This window comes from Pedobacter sp. CFBP9032 (assembly GCF_034045265.1).
Taxonomy (GTDB): Bacteria; Bacteroidota; Bacteroidia; order Sphingobacteriales; family Sphingobacteriaceae; genus Pedobacter.
Genome location: NZ_JAXCWE010000017.1, coordinates 24,438 through 38,978 on the forward strand (window position 1 = coordinate 24,438; position 14,541 = coordinate 38,978).

The window sequence follows — 14,541 nt, forward strand, 5'->3', positions numbered from 1 at the left end:
TAGGGTTAGTTATTTATCGTCATAATGTCCCTTTGCAGAAATTATAAATACTGTTATAATTTCTTCATTGATTCTATAGACTAACCTATCTTTTTTATTTATTTGTCTTGACCAGTATCCAGAAAATTCGAATTTTAATTTTTCAGGTTTACCAATCCCTAATTCAGGATGAATACTTAATTCAACAAAAATTTTCTGAAGTTTTTTTGTTGAGGCTTTATCTCCGGATTTTTGAATGAAAGCCAACTGTTTTTTGGCTTGGTCAGTAATTTCTATAAAATACTTTCCCATATATTTTGAACGTCCTTAATTCTAGTAACACGTCCATTCTTAACATCCTCTTCACCTTTTTTTATTTCATCCGCAAATTCGGCATTATAATTACTTTCTTTTCTGAAAGTTACGTTTAAAACATTTAGTACAGCCTCTATTGCAACAAGCTGTTTTTTGTTTTTGGGCTGTACAATCAGTGTTTCCATAATTTAAACTTTAAAATTACCGCACAAAATTACGCAAAAATATTTGTTCCGGTTGTCATGTACAAGACAACAAAAAATACCAATTGAGCAGTAAACATGGCTGCACCAATATATTTTTGTTGTTTAAGACCCAGCGCATAATAAAACTTTAATAAAATAATAGATACGATAAACCATGCAATATAGTTTTGAAGTGGGATTTGATGCCAATCCCATTGCCAGTAATCGAATTTCATGGCAACTGGCTCCATAAAAAAATCAAAAGTAATCAGCATTAATGCTCCGATTAAGGAAGCTAAAATGCTATTTCGAATTTTGAAACTTTTTACCATCTGGCCAATGCTAAAAATTAAGATTACCCAGTTTACGCCCATCAATAGCGGTACTGCAGCAATTTTGTAACCTAAAGTATTACCATAATAATAGCTGCCAAAAATTTTCCCGGTGTGTACCCCGAGAACTTCTACCAGCCAGCCGCATAGAAACACCCCGGAAACAAATAAAAGCAGTCGCTTAACATCACCAACATAGGTATAAATGATGATCGCAAACATTAAAAGCAGGTGAAACGGCACCATCTTCATAAAGTAAGGCTGTAATGCCGGGATTAAAAACCCAATTAAGCCAACCACGTGAAAAATGACAATTACCGCAACTGCAATCTTTTTTATCTTTAAATCGCTTTGATCGATCTGCCCTTCCATGTGCCTGTTTTAAATATGTGTTGTATAATGGATAAAAATGAGATGATTAAGAAGAATAACATCTGGAACGGATGAAGTATCAAATTGATTAAAACATGCTGACCAGATAAATAGGAAATCATTATTCTGCTTAAAAAAATTAATGTTAATGGTAATACAAGCAAAGAGATGTTAAAGTTTAACAATAAAATTAACGGCCCTATGGTAACCAAAAGCTGGTAAAATAGTAAGATAATTACGTTATTGCCAAAACCTGCAAGTAAATTTTTACTAAAGCCATTTAAACTTTCATTTAGGTTTTTATACATCCGGCAGTAAATCAATCCATTGCCTAATAAAGCTTCACCATTATATTTTTGAAGTTTTACGGCTTTCATAATCTCCACATCTTCTACTACCTTATTCCTTACCCTTTCGTGCCATTGATTTTCCTTGTAATTCCTGGCGTTGAAAAACATGCATTGCCCACTTGCCGCAGAAAAAGCCGAATTAGCAGAAAACTTTACCAACCGTAAGGGCAACAGATTTAACAAGATAAAATGCATTAATGGAATGGTAAGCCACTCCCCAGCCGACTTCATTACCTGATTGGTAAAAATACTAATCAACGCCAGATGACCAACTTCCATCCTACTAATCAGGCTATTGATAAAACCCCTTTTTATGGTTTCATCGGCATCTACAAAAAGTAGATATTTCCCTTTTGCCAGCGCCGCCAATTGATAACAAGCGTAATTTTTGCCCAGCCAGCCTTTCGGAAGTTCATTTCCACGCTCTACCCTAAATTGCGGATTTTGAGTAGCAAAAGTCGCTACTCTTGCATAAGTTTGGTCGCTGCTGTTATCATCTAATACAATCACTTCAAAATTTTTATAATCCTGAGTCTTTATAGAATCGAGTAATTGCAGGATATCGTCTTCCTCATTACGAGCAGGAATTAAAATGGAAACAAAATCTTCATAATTTTTGATTACCCTTGGCAACTTCGGATTGGAAAGAAAGTTGAACACCGTGACCGAAAAACGGATCACCAGAAAAATTAAAACGGCATAAATAAAAATGGTCATTCAGTAATTTGTGTTTGTTTAACAACCGACTGATCGTAATGTTTATTATAGGCGCTTTTTAATAGCTGCAAACTCATGTATTCTTCGCTATCCCAATTTTGAAGATAGGTTTGTATTGTTGGTTTCCGCTTGGAGAAATAATCTACAAATGTAGCTGAAAATACAATATTTAATCTTTTCTGACTTGATTTAATGATTTGCATTACCCCTTTTTCAAAGGTGATATTTTTTACATGATTGGAATGTAATTTACCTTGGGGGAAAATAAGTACCAGGTTATTTTTATCGTCTAATAATTTACTGGCATAGCTTAACATCCCTATGATGTCTTTCCCACCACCTTCTGCAGCGAATGCACCTAAGTACTTTAAAAAACCAACCTTATTATAATTTTCAGCATTGATCAAAACATGAAACTGCTTTTTAAATAGTTTCTTATTGATATAAAAAATAAAAAAACCATCCCACCAGCTAAAATGATTAGCAAGGATTAAAATTGATGTATCTTCTTTGGTTTCAATGGCATTGTAATGGAAACTTGTGAAATCTTTCTTAATAATGAATTCAATATACCAGGAAAAAAAGCGATAAATAAAGTTATTTTTTCGAGGATGGTACATGTTGGGAAATTGCAAAAAAAAGCGCTTAATTGCAAATATAACCGCCTATATCGGCAAAATTTACAGAATCTAATCCTTTAAAAAATAATGATTGATAGTTAACTTAGATAAACCCGATCTTCCTCACCCTCAACATCCATAATCACATCAACGTGTTCTTTTAACACCGTGGCCAGTTCGAGGCCAACAAAATCTGTAGCAATTGGAAAAATCTTGTGGCTTCTATCTACCAGTACTACGGTTCTAATCTTTTTATGGGGTGTGTTTAGGAAAACGCCGAGACCGTAGGCCAACGTTTTGCCACTATTTAGCACATCGTCAATAATGATAATAACTTTGTTCTTCCAATAGCTTTCATCTAAATCTGTAGTTGCAATAAGTTTGCTGCTTTCCTTCTGAAGATCAATGCGTAAAAGTGTAAGCTTAAAACCAGATATTTTTTTCAAAACCTTCTCTAAGCGAACAGCCAACTTATATCCACGGTCCCAAATGCCCGCTAGCACTACCTCTTTCTCATTCAGGTTATCTTCCAGGATTTGATACGCGATTCGATCGATCTTCTGTTGAATTTGTTTTTTATTAAGTATGAGGATTTGTGATGTCATTATGTTAAAAGGATTGAATACAAAAAGAACGATTTTAAGGCTGAAATTCAAACTATTTGAAAAATAATTTCGATTGTTTGCAACGTTTACGATCTACCTGCGTCTAATCAATAACCAAAAACAAAATTATGAAAAACCTGATCAGAATATCTGCTTTATTATTTATTGCCTTTTCGGCCTATGTAGCAAAGGCCCAGGATAGCAAAAGCTTCCCGGTAAAAAACTTTACTAGTATTGGCATTAGCAGTGGAATTGATCTGTACCTCACACAAGGCAATAGCGAAGGCGTGATGGTAAAAGCTGATAGTGAGACGCTGAAGGATGTAGTGGTGGAGCAAAATGGAAATGATATCAGAATTAAGTTTAAAGATGGCATTAAATGGGGCGGCATGTTTAAAAACCGTGTAATCAAAGCCTATGTAAATTATAAAACACTGAATGAAATTGCAGCATCGGGCGGATCAGATGTATTTACCCAAAATCAAATAAAAACTGATAAGCTTGCAATCCGGGCTTCTGGAGGATCAGATGTAAAATTGACTTTAGTAAGCAATGACTTAACTGTACAATCCAGCGGTGGCAGCGATATAAGCCTTAAAGGTAAAGCAACAAATATGACGATCCAATCTAGCGGCGGAAGTGATGTGAATGCGTTTGAATTGGTTACCGATTATGCAAAAGTACAGGCATCAGGAGGTTCTGATGTTAATATCTATGTGAATAAAGGATTGGAGGCTTCGGCAAGTGGCGGTGGTGATGTAAGCTACAAAGGAGATGCGTCATTGCATAAAACATCCAGCTCAAAAAGTGGCGATGTTCATCACGTGAATTAAGAACTTTAGTTTAGTTAATGATAAATTCGCCGCTTTGTGGATGCAAAGCGGCTTATTTTTTTTTAACGGACATTGAACAAACTATTCCTTTATGAATATATTTGGCAGACTCGTTTTATAATCTACCGCTTAGATTTATTGTAGGGGTAATAAACGAAATTTGCGCCTTCCGGTACAATTACGAAAACACACATATAATCTTCAGGTCTTTTATATACCTTTAAAAAAGGCTCTTTTTTCTCTTTAGTGATGATTCCTTTTTCAACGAACTCTTCCAAAGTTGATGCCTGAATAGACCAATCTGTATTTAATTCTTCTTTATTTAAAATCATCTCACCAATACTAACCTGGTGTTGGTGGGCAATAAAAATTGGATGAGCAGAAATACCTTCTACCATAATTTCAATCCCAACCTCTTTAATCGCGTCAGCATAAAACGCTAAATCTTTTTCCAGGCTTACCAGCGGACTTTCCTGTTTTTTCTGCGGCTCTCCACTATCTTCTGGTGTGGCATTTAATAACTCTTCTCTATCCATTACTAATTAAATTTTGAATGCGTAATTGAATGAAGGTCGATCACTATATACATTCAATTATTCTCAAATTCTATCCTTTTAATTTTAACAAAACCACATTTTCCACATGCTGTGTATGTGGGAACATATCAACTGGTTTAATTCTAGCAACCTCATATTTTTCGCTCAATAGCTCCAAATCTCTGGCTTGCGTTGCGGCGTTGCAGCTCACATACACAATTTTTTCAGATTCCATTTCCAGTAAACGTTGTACCACATCAGTATGCATACCAGCTCTCGGTGGATCAGTAATGACTACATCAGGTTTACCGTGTTCATTGATGAAATCAGCAGTAAGAATATCTTTCATATCGCCAGCATAAAAAAGCGTATTGTCAATCCCGTTCAACGCAGAGTTGAATTTTGCATCTTCGATAGCCGTTGGGACATACTCTACTCCTACCACTTGCCTTACATTTTTTGCAACAAAATTAGCAATGGTACCTGCACCGGTATATAAATCGTAAACCAATTCGTCGCCTTTAAATTCTGCAAAATCTCTGGTAATTTTATACAATTCAAAAGCTTGTTCAGAATTGGTTTGGTAAAAAGATTTCACACCAATCTTGAAACGGATCCCGTCCATTTCTTCAAAAATATGATCGCGACCAGCAAATAAATGAACGTCCTGATCAAAGATCGTATCATTTTTCTTTTGATTAACAATATATAATAAAGAAGTAATCTGAGAAAATTCTGTTTTCAGGAAATTCATCAAACCACTTATCTGATCTTCATCCGGGTAGGCAAAAACAACTGCAATCATAACCTCGCCTGTAGAAGAGGTACGAATAATCAGGTTGCGCAATACACCTTCGTGGTTTCGTAAATCATAGAATGATAACTGATGATCAAGGGCGTATTTTCTAACGGCGTTTCTAATTGAATTAGAAGGTTCATCTTGCAGATAACAATGCTCAATATCCAGAATTTTATCAAACCGCAAGGGAACGTGAAAGCCTAAGGCATTCATATCAAAGTCTTCATCACGATCTATATCCGTTCTATCCAACCAACGTTTATTGGAGAAAGTAAACTCTAATTTATTACGATAATACCTGTTTTTAACCGACCCTAAAATAGGCTCTGTGTTTGAAGTATCTATTTTACCAAGACGCTGTAATGCAGCTTCTACATTTTTTTGCTTAAATTTTAGTTGAGAATCGTAGCCCATGTGTTGCCATTTGCAGCCGCCACAAGTTCCAAAATGAGGGCAAAAAGGATCTGTGCGTAATTCAGATTTCTCATGCAATTGCTCAATAATTGCTTCCGCGAAATTCTTTTTCTTTTTTGTTAACCGTACATCAACAACATCGCCAGGAACAGCTTTGTCGACAAAAATCACTAACTCATCGGCCTTGCCAACGCCTTTTCCTTCTTCAGCAATATCAATTATATGTACGTTTGGAATTATAGTTACCGTACCTGGTTTTCTTCTACTCATTATCCTGCAAATATAGGGCTAAAAGCTGAAAGACTAAAGTGGAAAGGCTAATGCAAAAAGTGAACGCAAAATGCGGGGCTACTGAAATAAAAAAGGCAATTAAGAGAATAAAATTCGAAAATTAAGGCACTAATATTCTCATCAGGTGCAGAACACCTTCAAACAAAAAATAAGCTATAAAAAATTATTTTCCAAAAAATTTAAGTGCAACGCCCCAAAAGCCATCCAACCAATTAAATTTAAGGTCAAATTTCTCATCTACTAGTACAGAAAATTCTAAAATTTCTTTGCTCATGATAAAAAACCTCTCTATTATCACAATAATACAAATTTTATACCGAAAACCAAAATGGTATAAATTAATGTTTTGTTAAAATTACGTTAGAAAATTTATGTTTTAGGAAGCACCTTTACTAAATTAGTTCTTGAAGTTAATCAGGTTAATGATTACTTTAATCATCATATCTTTTTCTTCCGGATTGCTTTGTGCAATAAGCAAGGTTAAAGCAACCAAGGCATTGTCTGCTATTCGCTTTGTACCATCTTGATGATAAAGCATTTTATTTTTATCAAGAAACCAAACCAATAAAAACGCAGCGATGCGCTTATTGCCATCAGAAAAAGAATGATTCTTTACCACAAAATACAATAGATTTGCAGCTTTTTCTTAGAGACTTGGGTACAATTCAGCACCTTCGAAAGTCTGATAAATGGTTGACAAGGAGCTATTGAAAGATTGATCTTTTTCATTACCAAATAATTTACTCCAACCAAATTTTACACGTAAATCTTTAATGGCCGCAATAGCTGAATCATAGTCAATACGGAATAAAGATTTTAAATCTGACGTTTTATGTTCGAGCTGCTGGTGATCGTACTGACCTAAAATATCTAATGCATAAACATAATCTAACAGGATTTATAGGTATCCTTCATTTCTGCTTGATCAAGTGCATAATTATGCTGAACCTGATCAATTAATTTTATCACATCCTTTAACTCTTTAAGTTGCAGCTCCTGTGCCTTAAGTTTTTTATCGTTTAAAGCATAGCCTTTTACAAGGTAATCTTTCAGAATTTGATTCGCCCAAATACGGAATTTTGTTCCTTCTTTTGATTTTACACGGTAACCAACAGAGATGATAAGGTCTAAGTTATAATGTTCAACCTGATAGGTTTTTCCATCGCTGGCAGTTGTCGCGTATTTTACGACAACTGCTTCCTTTGATAATTCACCTTCTTTGAAAATATTACCAATATGCCTGGAGATTGTTTTATAATCTCTATCAAACAACAGAGATATCTGCTGTTGCGAAAACCAAACCGTATCATTCTGCATGGGAACATTAATGGCAGGCAAGCCATCTTCATTTTTATAAATAATAATTTCGCCGTTGTTCATCTGCTATAAATTGGTAAAATATTTTATCCTATTTTAGTGCCATGCCAAAAGCAATAGTTATAGGGGCTGGGATCGCGGGAATTGCCTCCGCGATTCGACTAGCTGTAAAAGGTTATCAGGTGGATGTTTTTGAAGCCAGCTCCAAACCGGGTGGCAAATTAGGTGAAATCAAAATGAATGGTTTCAGGTTTGATACCGGGCCCAGCCTATTTACCATGCCTCAATATGTTGATGAACTTTTTACAATCGCAGGTAAAAATCCGAAAGATTATTTTGAATATATCAAACTGAAAGAAGTTTGTCGCTATTTCTATGAGGATGGGTTAAAGTTAACCGCAAAGTCTAATATTGATCTTTTTGCGCAAGAAATTGAAGAAAAAACGAGTTCTACCGCTAAAGAGGTTTACTATTTTTTAGGAAAAAGTGCTACGATTTACGAGATTACGCATCGGGTGTTTCTAGAACGCACCTTACATAAATGGAAGAGTTATTTACATTGGGATACACTTAAATCCGTTTTTAAATTTTTGCAAATTGATCCATTTCGATCGCAAAGCAAAGCTAATCACCAATATTTTAAGGATGAAAGAATAGCTCAATTGTTTAACCGCTATGCTACCTATAATGGCTCCGATCCTTACCAGGCGCCAGCAACCTTGAACGTCATCCCTCATTTTGAATACCATTTTGGTGCTTTTCTACCTAAAAATGGCATGTACGGCATTGTTACTGCTTTGGTAAAATTAGCTGAAGAATTGAATGTTAAATTTCACTACAACCAGAAAGTAGAAGAAATTCTTTTTACTGATGCTTCGAAATCTAAAATTCAAGGGGTAAAGGTTTCCGACAAAATTTATAAAGCAGACGTTGTGGTTTCCAACCTCGACATTTGGTTTACCTATAAAAATCTACTTACAGGTATTGATGCGCCAAAAAAGTTATTAAATCAGGAACGCAGCAGTTCGGCCTTAATTTTTTACTGGGCTATGGATGGAAATTACAGTGACCTGGGATTACACAACATTCTTTTCGCCAAAGACTATAAAAGTGAATTTAATGCAATCTGGAAGGAAAAAACCATTTGCGAAGACCCTACCGTTTACATCAATATTACGGCGAAACACCTCCGAGGCGAAGCACCGAACGACAGTGAAAATTGGTTTGTGATGATTAATGTTCCTGCGAATACTGGACAAAACTGGGACTTGTTAATTAAAGAAGCGAGAGCAAACATTATCAAGAAAGTTAGCCGCATTTTGAACAGAAATATAGAGCGGGAAATTATCAGCGAACAAATTCTCGATCCGAGGAGCATTGAAAGTAAAACCGGATCGTATCAAGGCTCCCTTTATGGAAACAGCTCTAATAACCAGTTTGCTGCTTTTTTAAGGCATCCAAATTTTAGTTCAAAAATCGGCGGGCTATATTTTTGTGGAGGCAGCGTACATCCTGGAGGTGGAATTCCATTGGCACTTCTTTCGGCTAAAATTATTGAAGATAACCTGCCTGCTTAGCGTACATTGGCTATCGCTTTTTCAAGGGTTTCTGCATCCAGATCAAAAGCATTTACAATCACTTTGGCTTGTGTGTAAAAAGGATTTCGCTCTGCGAGCTTTTCGGTAATAAAATTTAATAACTGCTCGTCATCCAGGTCCTTGATTAACGGTCGCTTTTGCCTCTTTTGTAATCTTGATACCAGTTGAGCAGGTTCCATTTGAAGGTAAACAGTTGTTCCATTAGCATTCATCCACTCCATATTATCGAAAAAACAAGGTAATCCACCGCCTGTGGCCACGATGCATTTTTCAGGATAATGGAACGTTTTAAGCATATCGCTTTCATAATCACGAAAGCCGCCTTCACCAAAAGCACTAAAAAACTCGGCTATTGTTTTACCGGATTTGTTCACTATTTCGGTATCCAGATCAATAACCGGACAATCTAACCGGTGAGCCAGTTGCTTTGCTTTGGTACTTTTCCCACAACCCATGTAACCAACCAGGAAGATAACTCCAACTTTTGAATCTGCTAATGTGGAATGCGAAACTTCAGTATTCATGTTAATAGTGTTAATGATTTATTTGATGATGATGATTGGTTTTAAGCCAATTTTACACGCGGGTCTACATAGGCATAAAGGATGTCTACCAGTATATTAATCACCACAAAAATAAAGGCAATAAACAATATAGACCCCATAACTACCGGAAAATCAGACATTTCTAGCGCCGTAACCGTTGTTCTGCCCAGGCCGTTATAACCGAAAATATATTCCACAAAAAATGAACCTGCAAGTAATGAGGCAAACCAACCAGAGATTGCGGTAATTACCGGGTTCATGGCATTCTTTAACGCATGTTTGTAAATGATGGCATTTCTGCTCAAGCCCTTTGCCTTTGCGGTACGAATATAATCTTGCGCCAAAACATCGAGCATGGCACTTCTTGTTAATTGGACGATAATCGCCAGTGGCCTTAAACCCAAAGTAATCATGGGTAACCACAAATTTCGTAAAGTTAAAATTTCACCGTTAAACGGATCATATGAATATAAACTTCCACTCATTTTTAAGCCCGTATAATCACTAAGTACAAAGCCGAAGATCCAGGCGATAATGATTCCAGCAAAAAAAGATGGTGCAGAAATGCCAAGTATAGCAAAAGCATTTGCAGATTTATCTATCCAGGTATCTTTGTAAACCGCAGAAAGTACACCAAGAAATACACCAATTACAGTTGCAAAAATCATTGCGGTGAGCGCTAAAACGAAGGTATTCGGAACTGTTTCTGATAAAATGGCAGTAACATCTCTTTTAGTTTGATAAGAACTACGCAGGTATGGCCATTTCAACGCCAATACCTTTGTATCAAAACTAAGGAGTTTAACAAAGTTATATTTTGCCTTAGTGTTACTATCATTATCAAGCACACTGATCGGTGAAAGATCATTAATATATAACAGAAATTGAACAGGCTTCGATTTATCCAATCCAAATTCTTTTCTAACGGCTTCTAATGATTGTACATCAGCCCGTTGCCCCATCGTCATCCTTGCCGGATCGCCGGGTAAAATATTGAAAAGCACAAAAACCACCAACACTACACCGCCCATTACCAGGAGACCATAAAGTAGTTTTTTCAGGATATATCCAATCATTGTACATCAAAGTATTTTCTACTCAACTGATCAAAAGTAGGTACATTATGATTATGCCATTTGTTTACAATGACCCCATTTTTCAATAATATAATTCCCGGATTAGCCCTTACCATACTTTTTAGCGGAACAGCATCAGCATAAAAAACTTCTGAAAATAAGTTATTCTTTTTCACAAAAGCTTCTGCATCTTGGGCCGCGTTCGAGGTTAACAAGACTGTGCGGATGTTGAATTGCTGTGTTGCATTGATGGCAATGGCATTCAGTTTTCCAATCGCACTTTCGTTGGTATTGTTTAAATCGTAAGCCACAAAAACAAGACTATAATAAGGATTCTCAATGATTTCCTTAGTATAGTCTGTACCTGAAGCATCACTAATCACAAGGTCTTTAATCTTTGGTTCGTAGCCTTTTTTTACTAAACGTTTGATGGGTTCGCCAATAATTTCCCAGTTATTATCTTTCCAGATTTCAGTTTTAAGGTAATCCTTATCACTCATATCCTTTTCTGCTTTCGTTTTCTTGTTCTTGAGGTGATACATGATCTCAAATTCATCAGGCTTTTCTCCCGGAGGAATTACCATTAATGATGGAATATGAGCACCGATCTTATAGGGCAGGAAATCAATTACAGGCAGAACATTATAGGTGTATAAACCGAAGCCTAGCGATAATATCGTTACCGCAACTGCAAGATTACGCTGACTGGATGCTTTCTTAACTAAAGGCTCAATTGCATTTTTATTAATGAAAATAATCAAAATCAATACCAATAAAATCAAATCTTTAGTAAAAGATTGCCATGGTGTTAGTGGAATGGCATCGCCAAAGCAACCACAGCTGGTTACTACTTTAAATGCTGCTGAAATGAAGGTTAATAACGTGAAGAATATGATTAAAAGCAATAAACCCCAAGCTACCTTTTTACTCCAAAAGCCTAAGATGAGCAGTGCACCCAATACAATTTCCAACGTACAGAGCAAAATGGCTATGCCTGTTGCCGCCGGACTTAAAAAGTTAAGGTGAAAAACCTCGAAATATTCTTGCAGTTTATACCCAAATCCTAGCGGATCGTTCGCCTTAATTAATCCTGAAAAGATAAATAATGCACCTACAAAAAATCGGGAAAAGCTTAGAAGTATATTTCTCATTAGTATTATATATTAAAATGCATTGGCTTCACGAAAGCTGGTTTTATTAAAATAACCATGAATTACTTAACACCTAACTTAATCAGTGCGAATACAGCATAGTTAAGCATGTCTTGATAGTTGGCTTTAACGCCTTCAGAAGCTAAAGTTTCTCCATCATTATCTTCAATCTGTTTCACCCGAAAAACTTTCATTAAAATCAGATCAGTTAAAGAACTGATCCGCATATCACGCCAGGCCTCGCCATAATCATGGTTTTTCGCAAACATTAATTCTTTGGTTTCTGTTATCTTTTCCTCAAATAAACTGGCAACCTGTTCAAATGGAAGTTCATATGGGTCGGCCTCACTTAACTCGAGTTGAATCATCGCAATTGCACAATAGTTAATGATACCAATATACTCTGAAACAATTCCTTCACCAACCATACTTACCTTTTTCTCTTCCAGTGTCCGAATGCGTTGTGCCTTTATAAAAATCTGATCGGTGATGGAGCGTGGCCTTAAAATACGCCAGGCTGTTCCATAATCTTTTGTTTTTTTAAGAAACAATGATCTGCAAACTGCAATCACTTCATCAAATTCTACAGCGGTATTTGTTGGTATCAAAGCCAATATAATTAAGTTTTAGTGTATTTTTGTCTTGAAAAAACAAAAGCTAAAGATACATTTTTATAGCGAAACTCAAATCCCGAAAGGGCTTACCATGGCAGAAAAAAACTTTTTTGAACCCAAACAAAGTATCAACATTAAGGGAAGATTTCTTGATTTAAGCTCACCAAAAGTGATGGCTATCCTGAACATTACGCCAGATTCTTTCTACAGTAACAGTAGAATAAAGTCTGTCGATGAAGCTTTGGTTAAAACCGAACGCTTTTTAAGCGATGGCGCCACCTTTATCGATATTGGCGGCTATTCTTCCAGGCCTGGCGCCACTGACATTTCTCAAAACGAGGAAGCTGACCGACTGATTCCCGTGATAGAAAGCATCATGGAAGAATTTCCGGAAACGATTATTTCAGTTGATACGTTCCGGGCGGGCGTTGCAAAAGATGCCATACTGGCTGGCGCCCATATCATCAACGATATTTCGGCCGGAGAGATCGACGAAGGAATGTTTGAAACCGTTGCGAACTTGCAGGTACCCTACATCATGATGCACATACAGGGCACTCCGCAAAACATGCATAAAAACCCCTCCTATGAAAATGTCACACTCGAGGTGATTGATTATCTGGCAAAAAAAGTTGCCAAATTAAAAGGACTGCATATCCACGACATCATTATTGACCCTGGTTTTGGCTTTGGGAAAACCATCGAACATAATTACGAGTTACTAAATCAACTCGATGCTTTCAAAATATTTAAGCTTCCGGTTCTGGTAGGTTTCTCCCGGAAAGGAATGATCTATAAAACACTCAACACCACCGCCAATGAAGCATTGAATGGCACGACCATTTTAAATACTGTTGCTTTGCAAAAAGGTGCCGGTATATTGCGGGTTCATGATGTTAAAGAAGCTATTGAATGTATCGAATTGTTAAAAAGGCTAAAGGGCTAATTGTTTTATCCGGATTATTATCAATTAAATACTTTAAACTTATTTTCATAAATTGCCCTAAATGAAAGGTTTTGATTTCGATTTTCTTAAAATATCTGTAACAGATGTAGTAGACATTGTGCTGGTTGCCCTATTAATCTATTATGTTTATACCCTTATCCGCAATACGCTTGCTGTAAACCTGCTGGTAGGCATGTTCATTATTACGATATTTTATTGGGTTGTAAAAGGCCTGCACATGGAATTGCTTACGACCATCATAGAGAAATTTATGAGTGTAGGAATCATTGCCCTGATCGTAATCTTCCATCCCGAAATCAGAAGGTTTTTGTTAATGATTGGAAAAAATGCGTTTTTACAAAAAAACAAGGCTTGGTGGGGTTATCTGTTCGGAAGAAAGGAGATTGAAAGAAACAACCTTACCCGTATTAAGCCAATTATAGATGCTTGTAAAACGATGAAGAAGACCAGAACCGGTGCACTTATTGTTTTTGTTAAGTTTTATGATGAACAATTTTTTGCGAACAGCTGTGAAGTAGTGGATGCCAAAATCTCGAAACGTCTATTAGAAAGTATCTTTCAAAAAAATAGTCCGTTGCACGATGGTGCAGTAGTGATATCAGAAAATAAGATTAAAAGTGCCAGTTGTATTCTACCCTTAACAGATAATGATCAGCTGCCTTCGCAGTTTGGATTAAGACACCGTGCTGGTATTGGTGTTTCTGAAACTACAGATGCTGTTGCAGTGATTATTTCAGAAGAAACAGGTGAAATATCTTATGCTAAACAAGGTCGGGTAAGAATGAATGTATCGTTCGGCGAGCTAGAGAAATTGCTTAATAAAGACTTTTAGAAGCGTTTAAGAGCAAGGATGAAAGATTAAGGAACAAAGAGCAAGGATTAAGGAGCAAGGAACAAGGAACAAAGAGCAAGGATTAAGGAGCAA

General features: G+C 36.3%; 18 protein-coding genes and 1 pseudogene. 4 read left to right on the forward strand and 15 right to left on the reverse strand.

The genetic code is table 11. From position 1 onward, the window contains the following. Positions 1–9: 9 nt before the first annotated feature. From SOM16_RS21625 to SOM16_RS21650, 6 genes are all read right to left on the reverse strand, one after another. Complete coding sequence (locus SOM16_RS21625) at positions 10–291, reverse strand: Txe/YoeB family addiction module toxin (protein ID WP_320466078.1); 282 nt, start codon at positions 289–291, stop codon at positions 10–12. Further along, a complete protein-coding gene (locus tag SOM16_RS21630) occupies positions 273–479 on the reverse strand; it encodes a DUF2683 family protein (protein ID WP_320466079.1) in 207 nt (68 codons plus the stop codon). Before SOM16_RS21630 ends, SOM16_RS21625 begins: the two co-directional genes overlap by 19 nt. Positions 480–508: 29 nt before the next feature. Then, positions 509–1,183 (reverse strand): carotenoid biosynthesis protein, encoded by a 675-nt coding sequence (locus SOM16_RS21635; RefSeq protein WP_320466080.1) that lies wholly within the window; start codon positions 1,181–1,183, stop codon positions 509–511. After that, positions 1,153–2,250 (reverse strand): glycosyltransferase, encoded by a 1,098-nt coding sequence (locus SOM16_RS21640; RefSeq protein WP_320466081.1) that lies wholly within the window; start codon positions 2,248–2,250, stop codon positions 1,153–1,155. Before SOM16_RS21640 ends, SOM16_RS21635 begins: the two co-directional genes overlap by 31 nt. Beyond that, positions 2,247–2,870, reverse strand: coding sequence for a 1-acyl-sn-glycerol-3-phosphate acyltransferase (locus SOM16_RS21645; RefSeq protein WP_320466082.1), 624 nt, complete (start codon positions 2,868–2,870; stop codon positions 2,247–2,249). Before SOM16_RS21645 ends, SOM16_RS21640 begins: the two co-directional genes overlap by 4 nt. A 98-nt stretch (positions 2,871–2,968) precedes the next feature. After that, positions 2,969–3,478 (reverse strand): phosphoribosyltransferase family protein, encoded by a 510-nt coding sequence (locus SOM16_RS21650; RefSeq protein WP_320466123.1) that lies wholly within the window; start codon positions 3,476–3,478, stop codon positions 2,969–2,971. A gap of 125 nt (positions 3,479–3,603) precedes the next feature. On the opposite strand from SOM16_RS21650, the gene SOM16_RS21655 reads away from it, so the two are divergent. Continuing rightward, complete coding sequence (locus tag SOM16_RS21655) at positions 3,604–4,308, forward strand: head GIN domain-containing protein (protein ID WP_320466083.1); 705 nt, start codon at positions 3,604–3,606, stop codon at positions 4,306–4,308. Positions 4,309–4,430: 122 nt separating this feature from the next. Here SOM16_RS21655 and SOM16_RS21660 read toward each other — a convergent pair whose 3' ends face one another. From SOM16_RS21660 to SOM16_RS21680, 5 genes and pseudogenes are all read right to left on the reverse strand, one after another. Next, positions 4,431–4,844 carry a hypothetical protein gene (locus SOM16_RS21660; RefSeq protein WP_320466084.1) on the reverse strand — a complete coding sequence of 138 codons (414 nt, stop codon included), beginning with the start codon at positions 4,842–4,844 and terminating at the stop codon, positions 4,431–4,433. A 70-nt stretch (positions 4,845–4,914) separates the two neighbouring features. Continuing rightward, positions 4,915–6,327 (reverse strand): 23S rRNA (uracil(1939)-C(5))-methyltransferase RlmD, encoded by a 1,413-nt coding sequence (rlmD, locus tag SOM16_RS21665; protein WP_320466085.1) that lies wholly within the window; start codon positions 6,325–6,327, stop codon positions 4,915–4,917. Positions 6,328–6,511: 184 nt separating this feature from the next. After that, the gene (locus SOM16_RS21670) at positions 6,512–6,622 is read right to left on the reverse strand and encodes a phenylalanyl-tRNA synthetase subunit alpha (RefSeq protein WP_320466086.1); all 111 of its coding nucleotides are present in this window, start codon (positions 6,620–6,622) and stop codon (positions 6,512–6,514) included. Positions 6,623–6,745: 123 nt separating this feature from the next. After that, positions 6,746–6,982: pseudogene (locus SOM16_RS21675) on the reverse strand (Fic family protein); the annotation flags it as partial. Positions 6,983–7,236: 254 nt separating this feature from the next. After that, positions 7,237–7,728 carry a virulence RhuM family protein gene (locus SOM16_RS21680; protein WP_320466087.1) on the reverse strand — a complete coding sequence of 164 codons (492 nt, stop codon included), beginning with the start codon at positions 7,726–7,728 and terminating at the stop codon, positions 7,237–7,239. A 41-nt stretch (positions 7,729–7,769) separates the two neighbouring features. Here SOM16_RS21680 and crtD point away from each other — a divergent pair, with 41 nt between their 5' ends. Next, positions 7,770–9,242, forward strand: a complete 1,473-nt coding sequence (crtD, locus tag SOM16_RS21685; RefSeq protein WP_320466088.1) for a 1-hydroxycarotenoid 3,4-desaturase CrtD — start codon at positions 7,770–7,772, stop codon at positions 9,240–9,242. Here crtD and SOM16_RS21690 read toward each other — a convergent pair. From SOM16_RS21690 to SOM16_RS21705, 4 genes are all read right to left on the reverse strand, one after another. Further along, complete coding sequence (locus tag SOM16_RS21690; protein WP_320466089.1) at positions 9,239–9,787, reverse strand: shikimate kinase; 549 nt, start codon at positions 9,785–9,787, stop codon at positions 9,239–9,241. The two genes, crtD and SOM16_RS21690, sit on opposite strands and share 4 nt — an antisense overlap. A gap of 41 nt (positions 9,788–9,828) precedes the next feature. Beyond that, entirely contained in the window at positions 9,829–10,884 is a 1,056-nt protein-coding gene (locus tag SOM16_RS21695; RefSeq protein ID WP_320466090.1) for an ABC transporter permease, read from the reverse strand. Then, a complete protein-coding gene (locus tag SOM16_RS21700) occupies positions 10,881–12,035 on the reverse strand; it encodes a BT_3928 family protein (RefSeq protein ID WP_320466091.1) in 1,155 nt (384 codons plus the stop codon). The genes SOM16_RS21695 and SOM16_RS21700 overlap by 4 nt, the downstream gene beginning before the upstream one ends. A 62-nt stretch (positions 12,036–12,097) precedes the next feature. Then, positions 12,098–12,640: a DUF1599 domain-containing protein gene (locus SOM16_RS21705; protein ID WP_320466124.1), complete on the reverse strand. Its 543-nt coding sequence runs from the start codon at positions 12,638–12,640 to the stop codon at positions 12,098–12,100. Positions 12,641–12,740: 100 nt separating this feature from the next. Between SOM16_RS21705 and folP the strand changes: the two genes are divergently transcribed. Together folP and cdaA are read left to right on the forward strand one after the other, a co-directional pair. Then, positions 12,741–13,595: a dihydropteroate synthase gene (folP, locus tag SOM16_RS21710; RefSeq protein WP_320466092.1), complete on the forward strand. Its 855-nt coding sequence runs from the start codon at positions 12,741–12,743 to the stop codon at positions 13,593–13,595. Between the two features lie 61 nt (positions 13,596–13,656). Then, positions 13,657–14,448: a diadenylate cyclase CdaA gene (gene cdaA / locus SOM16_RS21715; RefSeq protein ID WP_320466093.1), complete on the forward strand. Its 792-nt coding sequence runs from the start codon at positions 13,657–13,659 to the stop codon at positions 14,446–14,448. The last annotated feature ends 93 nt before the right edge of the window (positions 14,449–14,541 follow it).

Coding starts and splice junctions, on each gene's coding strand:
- SOM16_RS21625 (WP_320466078.1), bottom strand. CDS start 291: ATGGGAAAGTATTTTATAGAAATTACTGACCAAGCCAAAAAACAGTTG.
- SOM16_RS21630 (WP_320466079.1), bottom strand. CDS start 479: ATGGAAACACTGATTGTACAGCCCAAAAACAAAAAACAGCTTGTTGCA.
- SOM16_RS21635 (WP_320466080.1), bottom strand. CDS start 1,183: ATGGAAGGGCAGATCGATCAAAGCGATTTAAAGATAAAAAAGATTGCA.
- SOM16_RS21640 (WP_320466081.1), bottom strand. CDS start 2,250: ATGACCATTTTTATTTATGCCGTTTTAATTTTTCTGGTGATCCGTTTT.
- SOM16_RS21645 (WP_320466082.1), bottom strand. CDS start 2,870: ATGTACCATCCTCGAAAAAATAACTTTATTTATCGCTTTTTTTCCTGG.
- SOM16_RS21655 (WP_320466083.1), top strand. CDS start 3,604: ATGAAAAACCTGATCAGAATATCTGCTTTATTATTTATTGCCTTTTCG.
- SOM16_RS21660 (WP_320466084.1), bottom strand. CDS start 4,844: ATGGATAGAGAAGAGTTATTAAATGCCACACCAGAAGATAGTGGAGAG.
- rlmD (WP_320466085.1), bottom strand. CDS start 6,327: ATGAGTAGAAGAAAACCAGGTACGGTAACTATAATTCCAAACGTACAT.
- SOM16_RS21670 (WP_320466086.1), bottom strand. CDS start 6,622: ATGAGCAAAGAAATTTTAGAATTTTCTGTACTAGTAGATGAGAAATTT.
- SOM16_RS21680 (WP_320466087.1), bottom strand. CDS start 7,728: ATGAACAACGGCGAAATTATTATTTATAAAAATGAAGATGGCTTGCCT.
- crtD (WP_320466088.1), top strand. CDS start 7,770: ATGCCAAAAGCAATAGTTATAGGGGCTGGGATCGCGGGAATTGCCTCC.
- SOM16_RS21690 (WP_320466089.1), bottom strand. CDS start 9,787: ATGAATACTGAAGTTTCGCATTCCACATTAGCAGATTCAAAAGTTGGA.
- SOM16_RS21695 (WP_320466090.1), bottom strand. CDS start 10,884: ATGATTGGATATATCCTGAAAAAACTACTTTATGGTCTCCTGGTAATG.
- SOM16_RS21700 (WP_320466091.1), bottom strand. CDS start 12,035: ATGAGAAATATACTTCTAAGCTTTTCCCGATTTTTTGTAGGTGCATTA.
- folP (WP_320466092.1), top strand. CDS start 12,741: ATGGCAGAAAAAAACTTTTTTGAACCCAAACAAAGTATCAACATTAAG.
- cdaA (WP_320466093.1), top strand. CDS start 13,657: ATGAAAGGTTTTGATTTCGATTTTCTTAAAATATCTGTAACAGATGTA.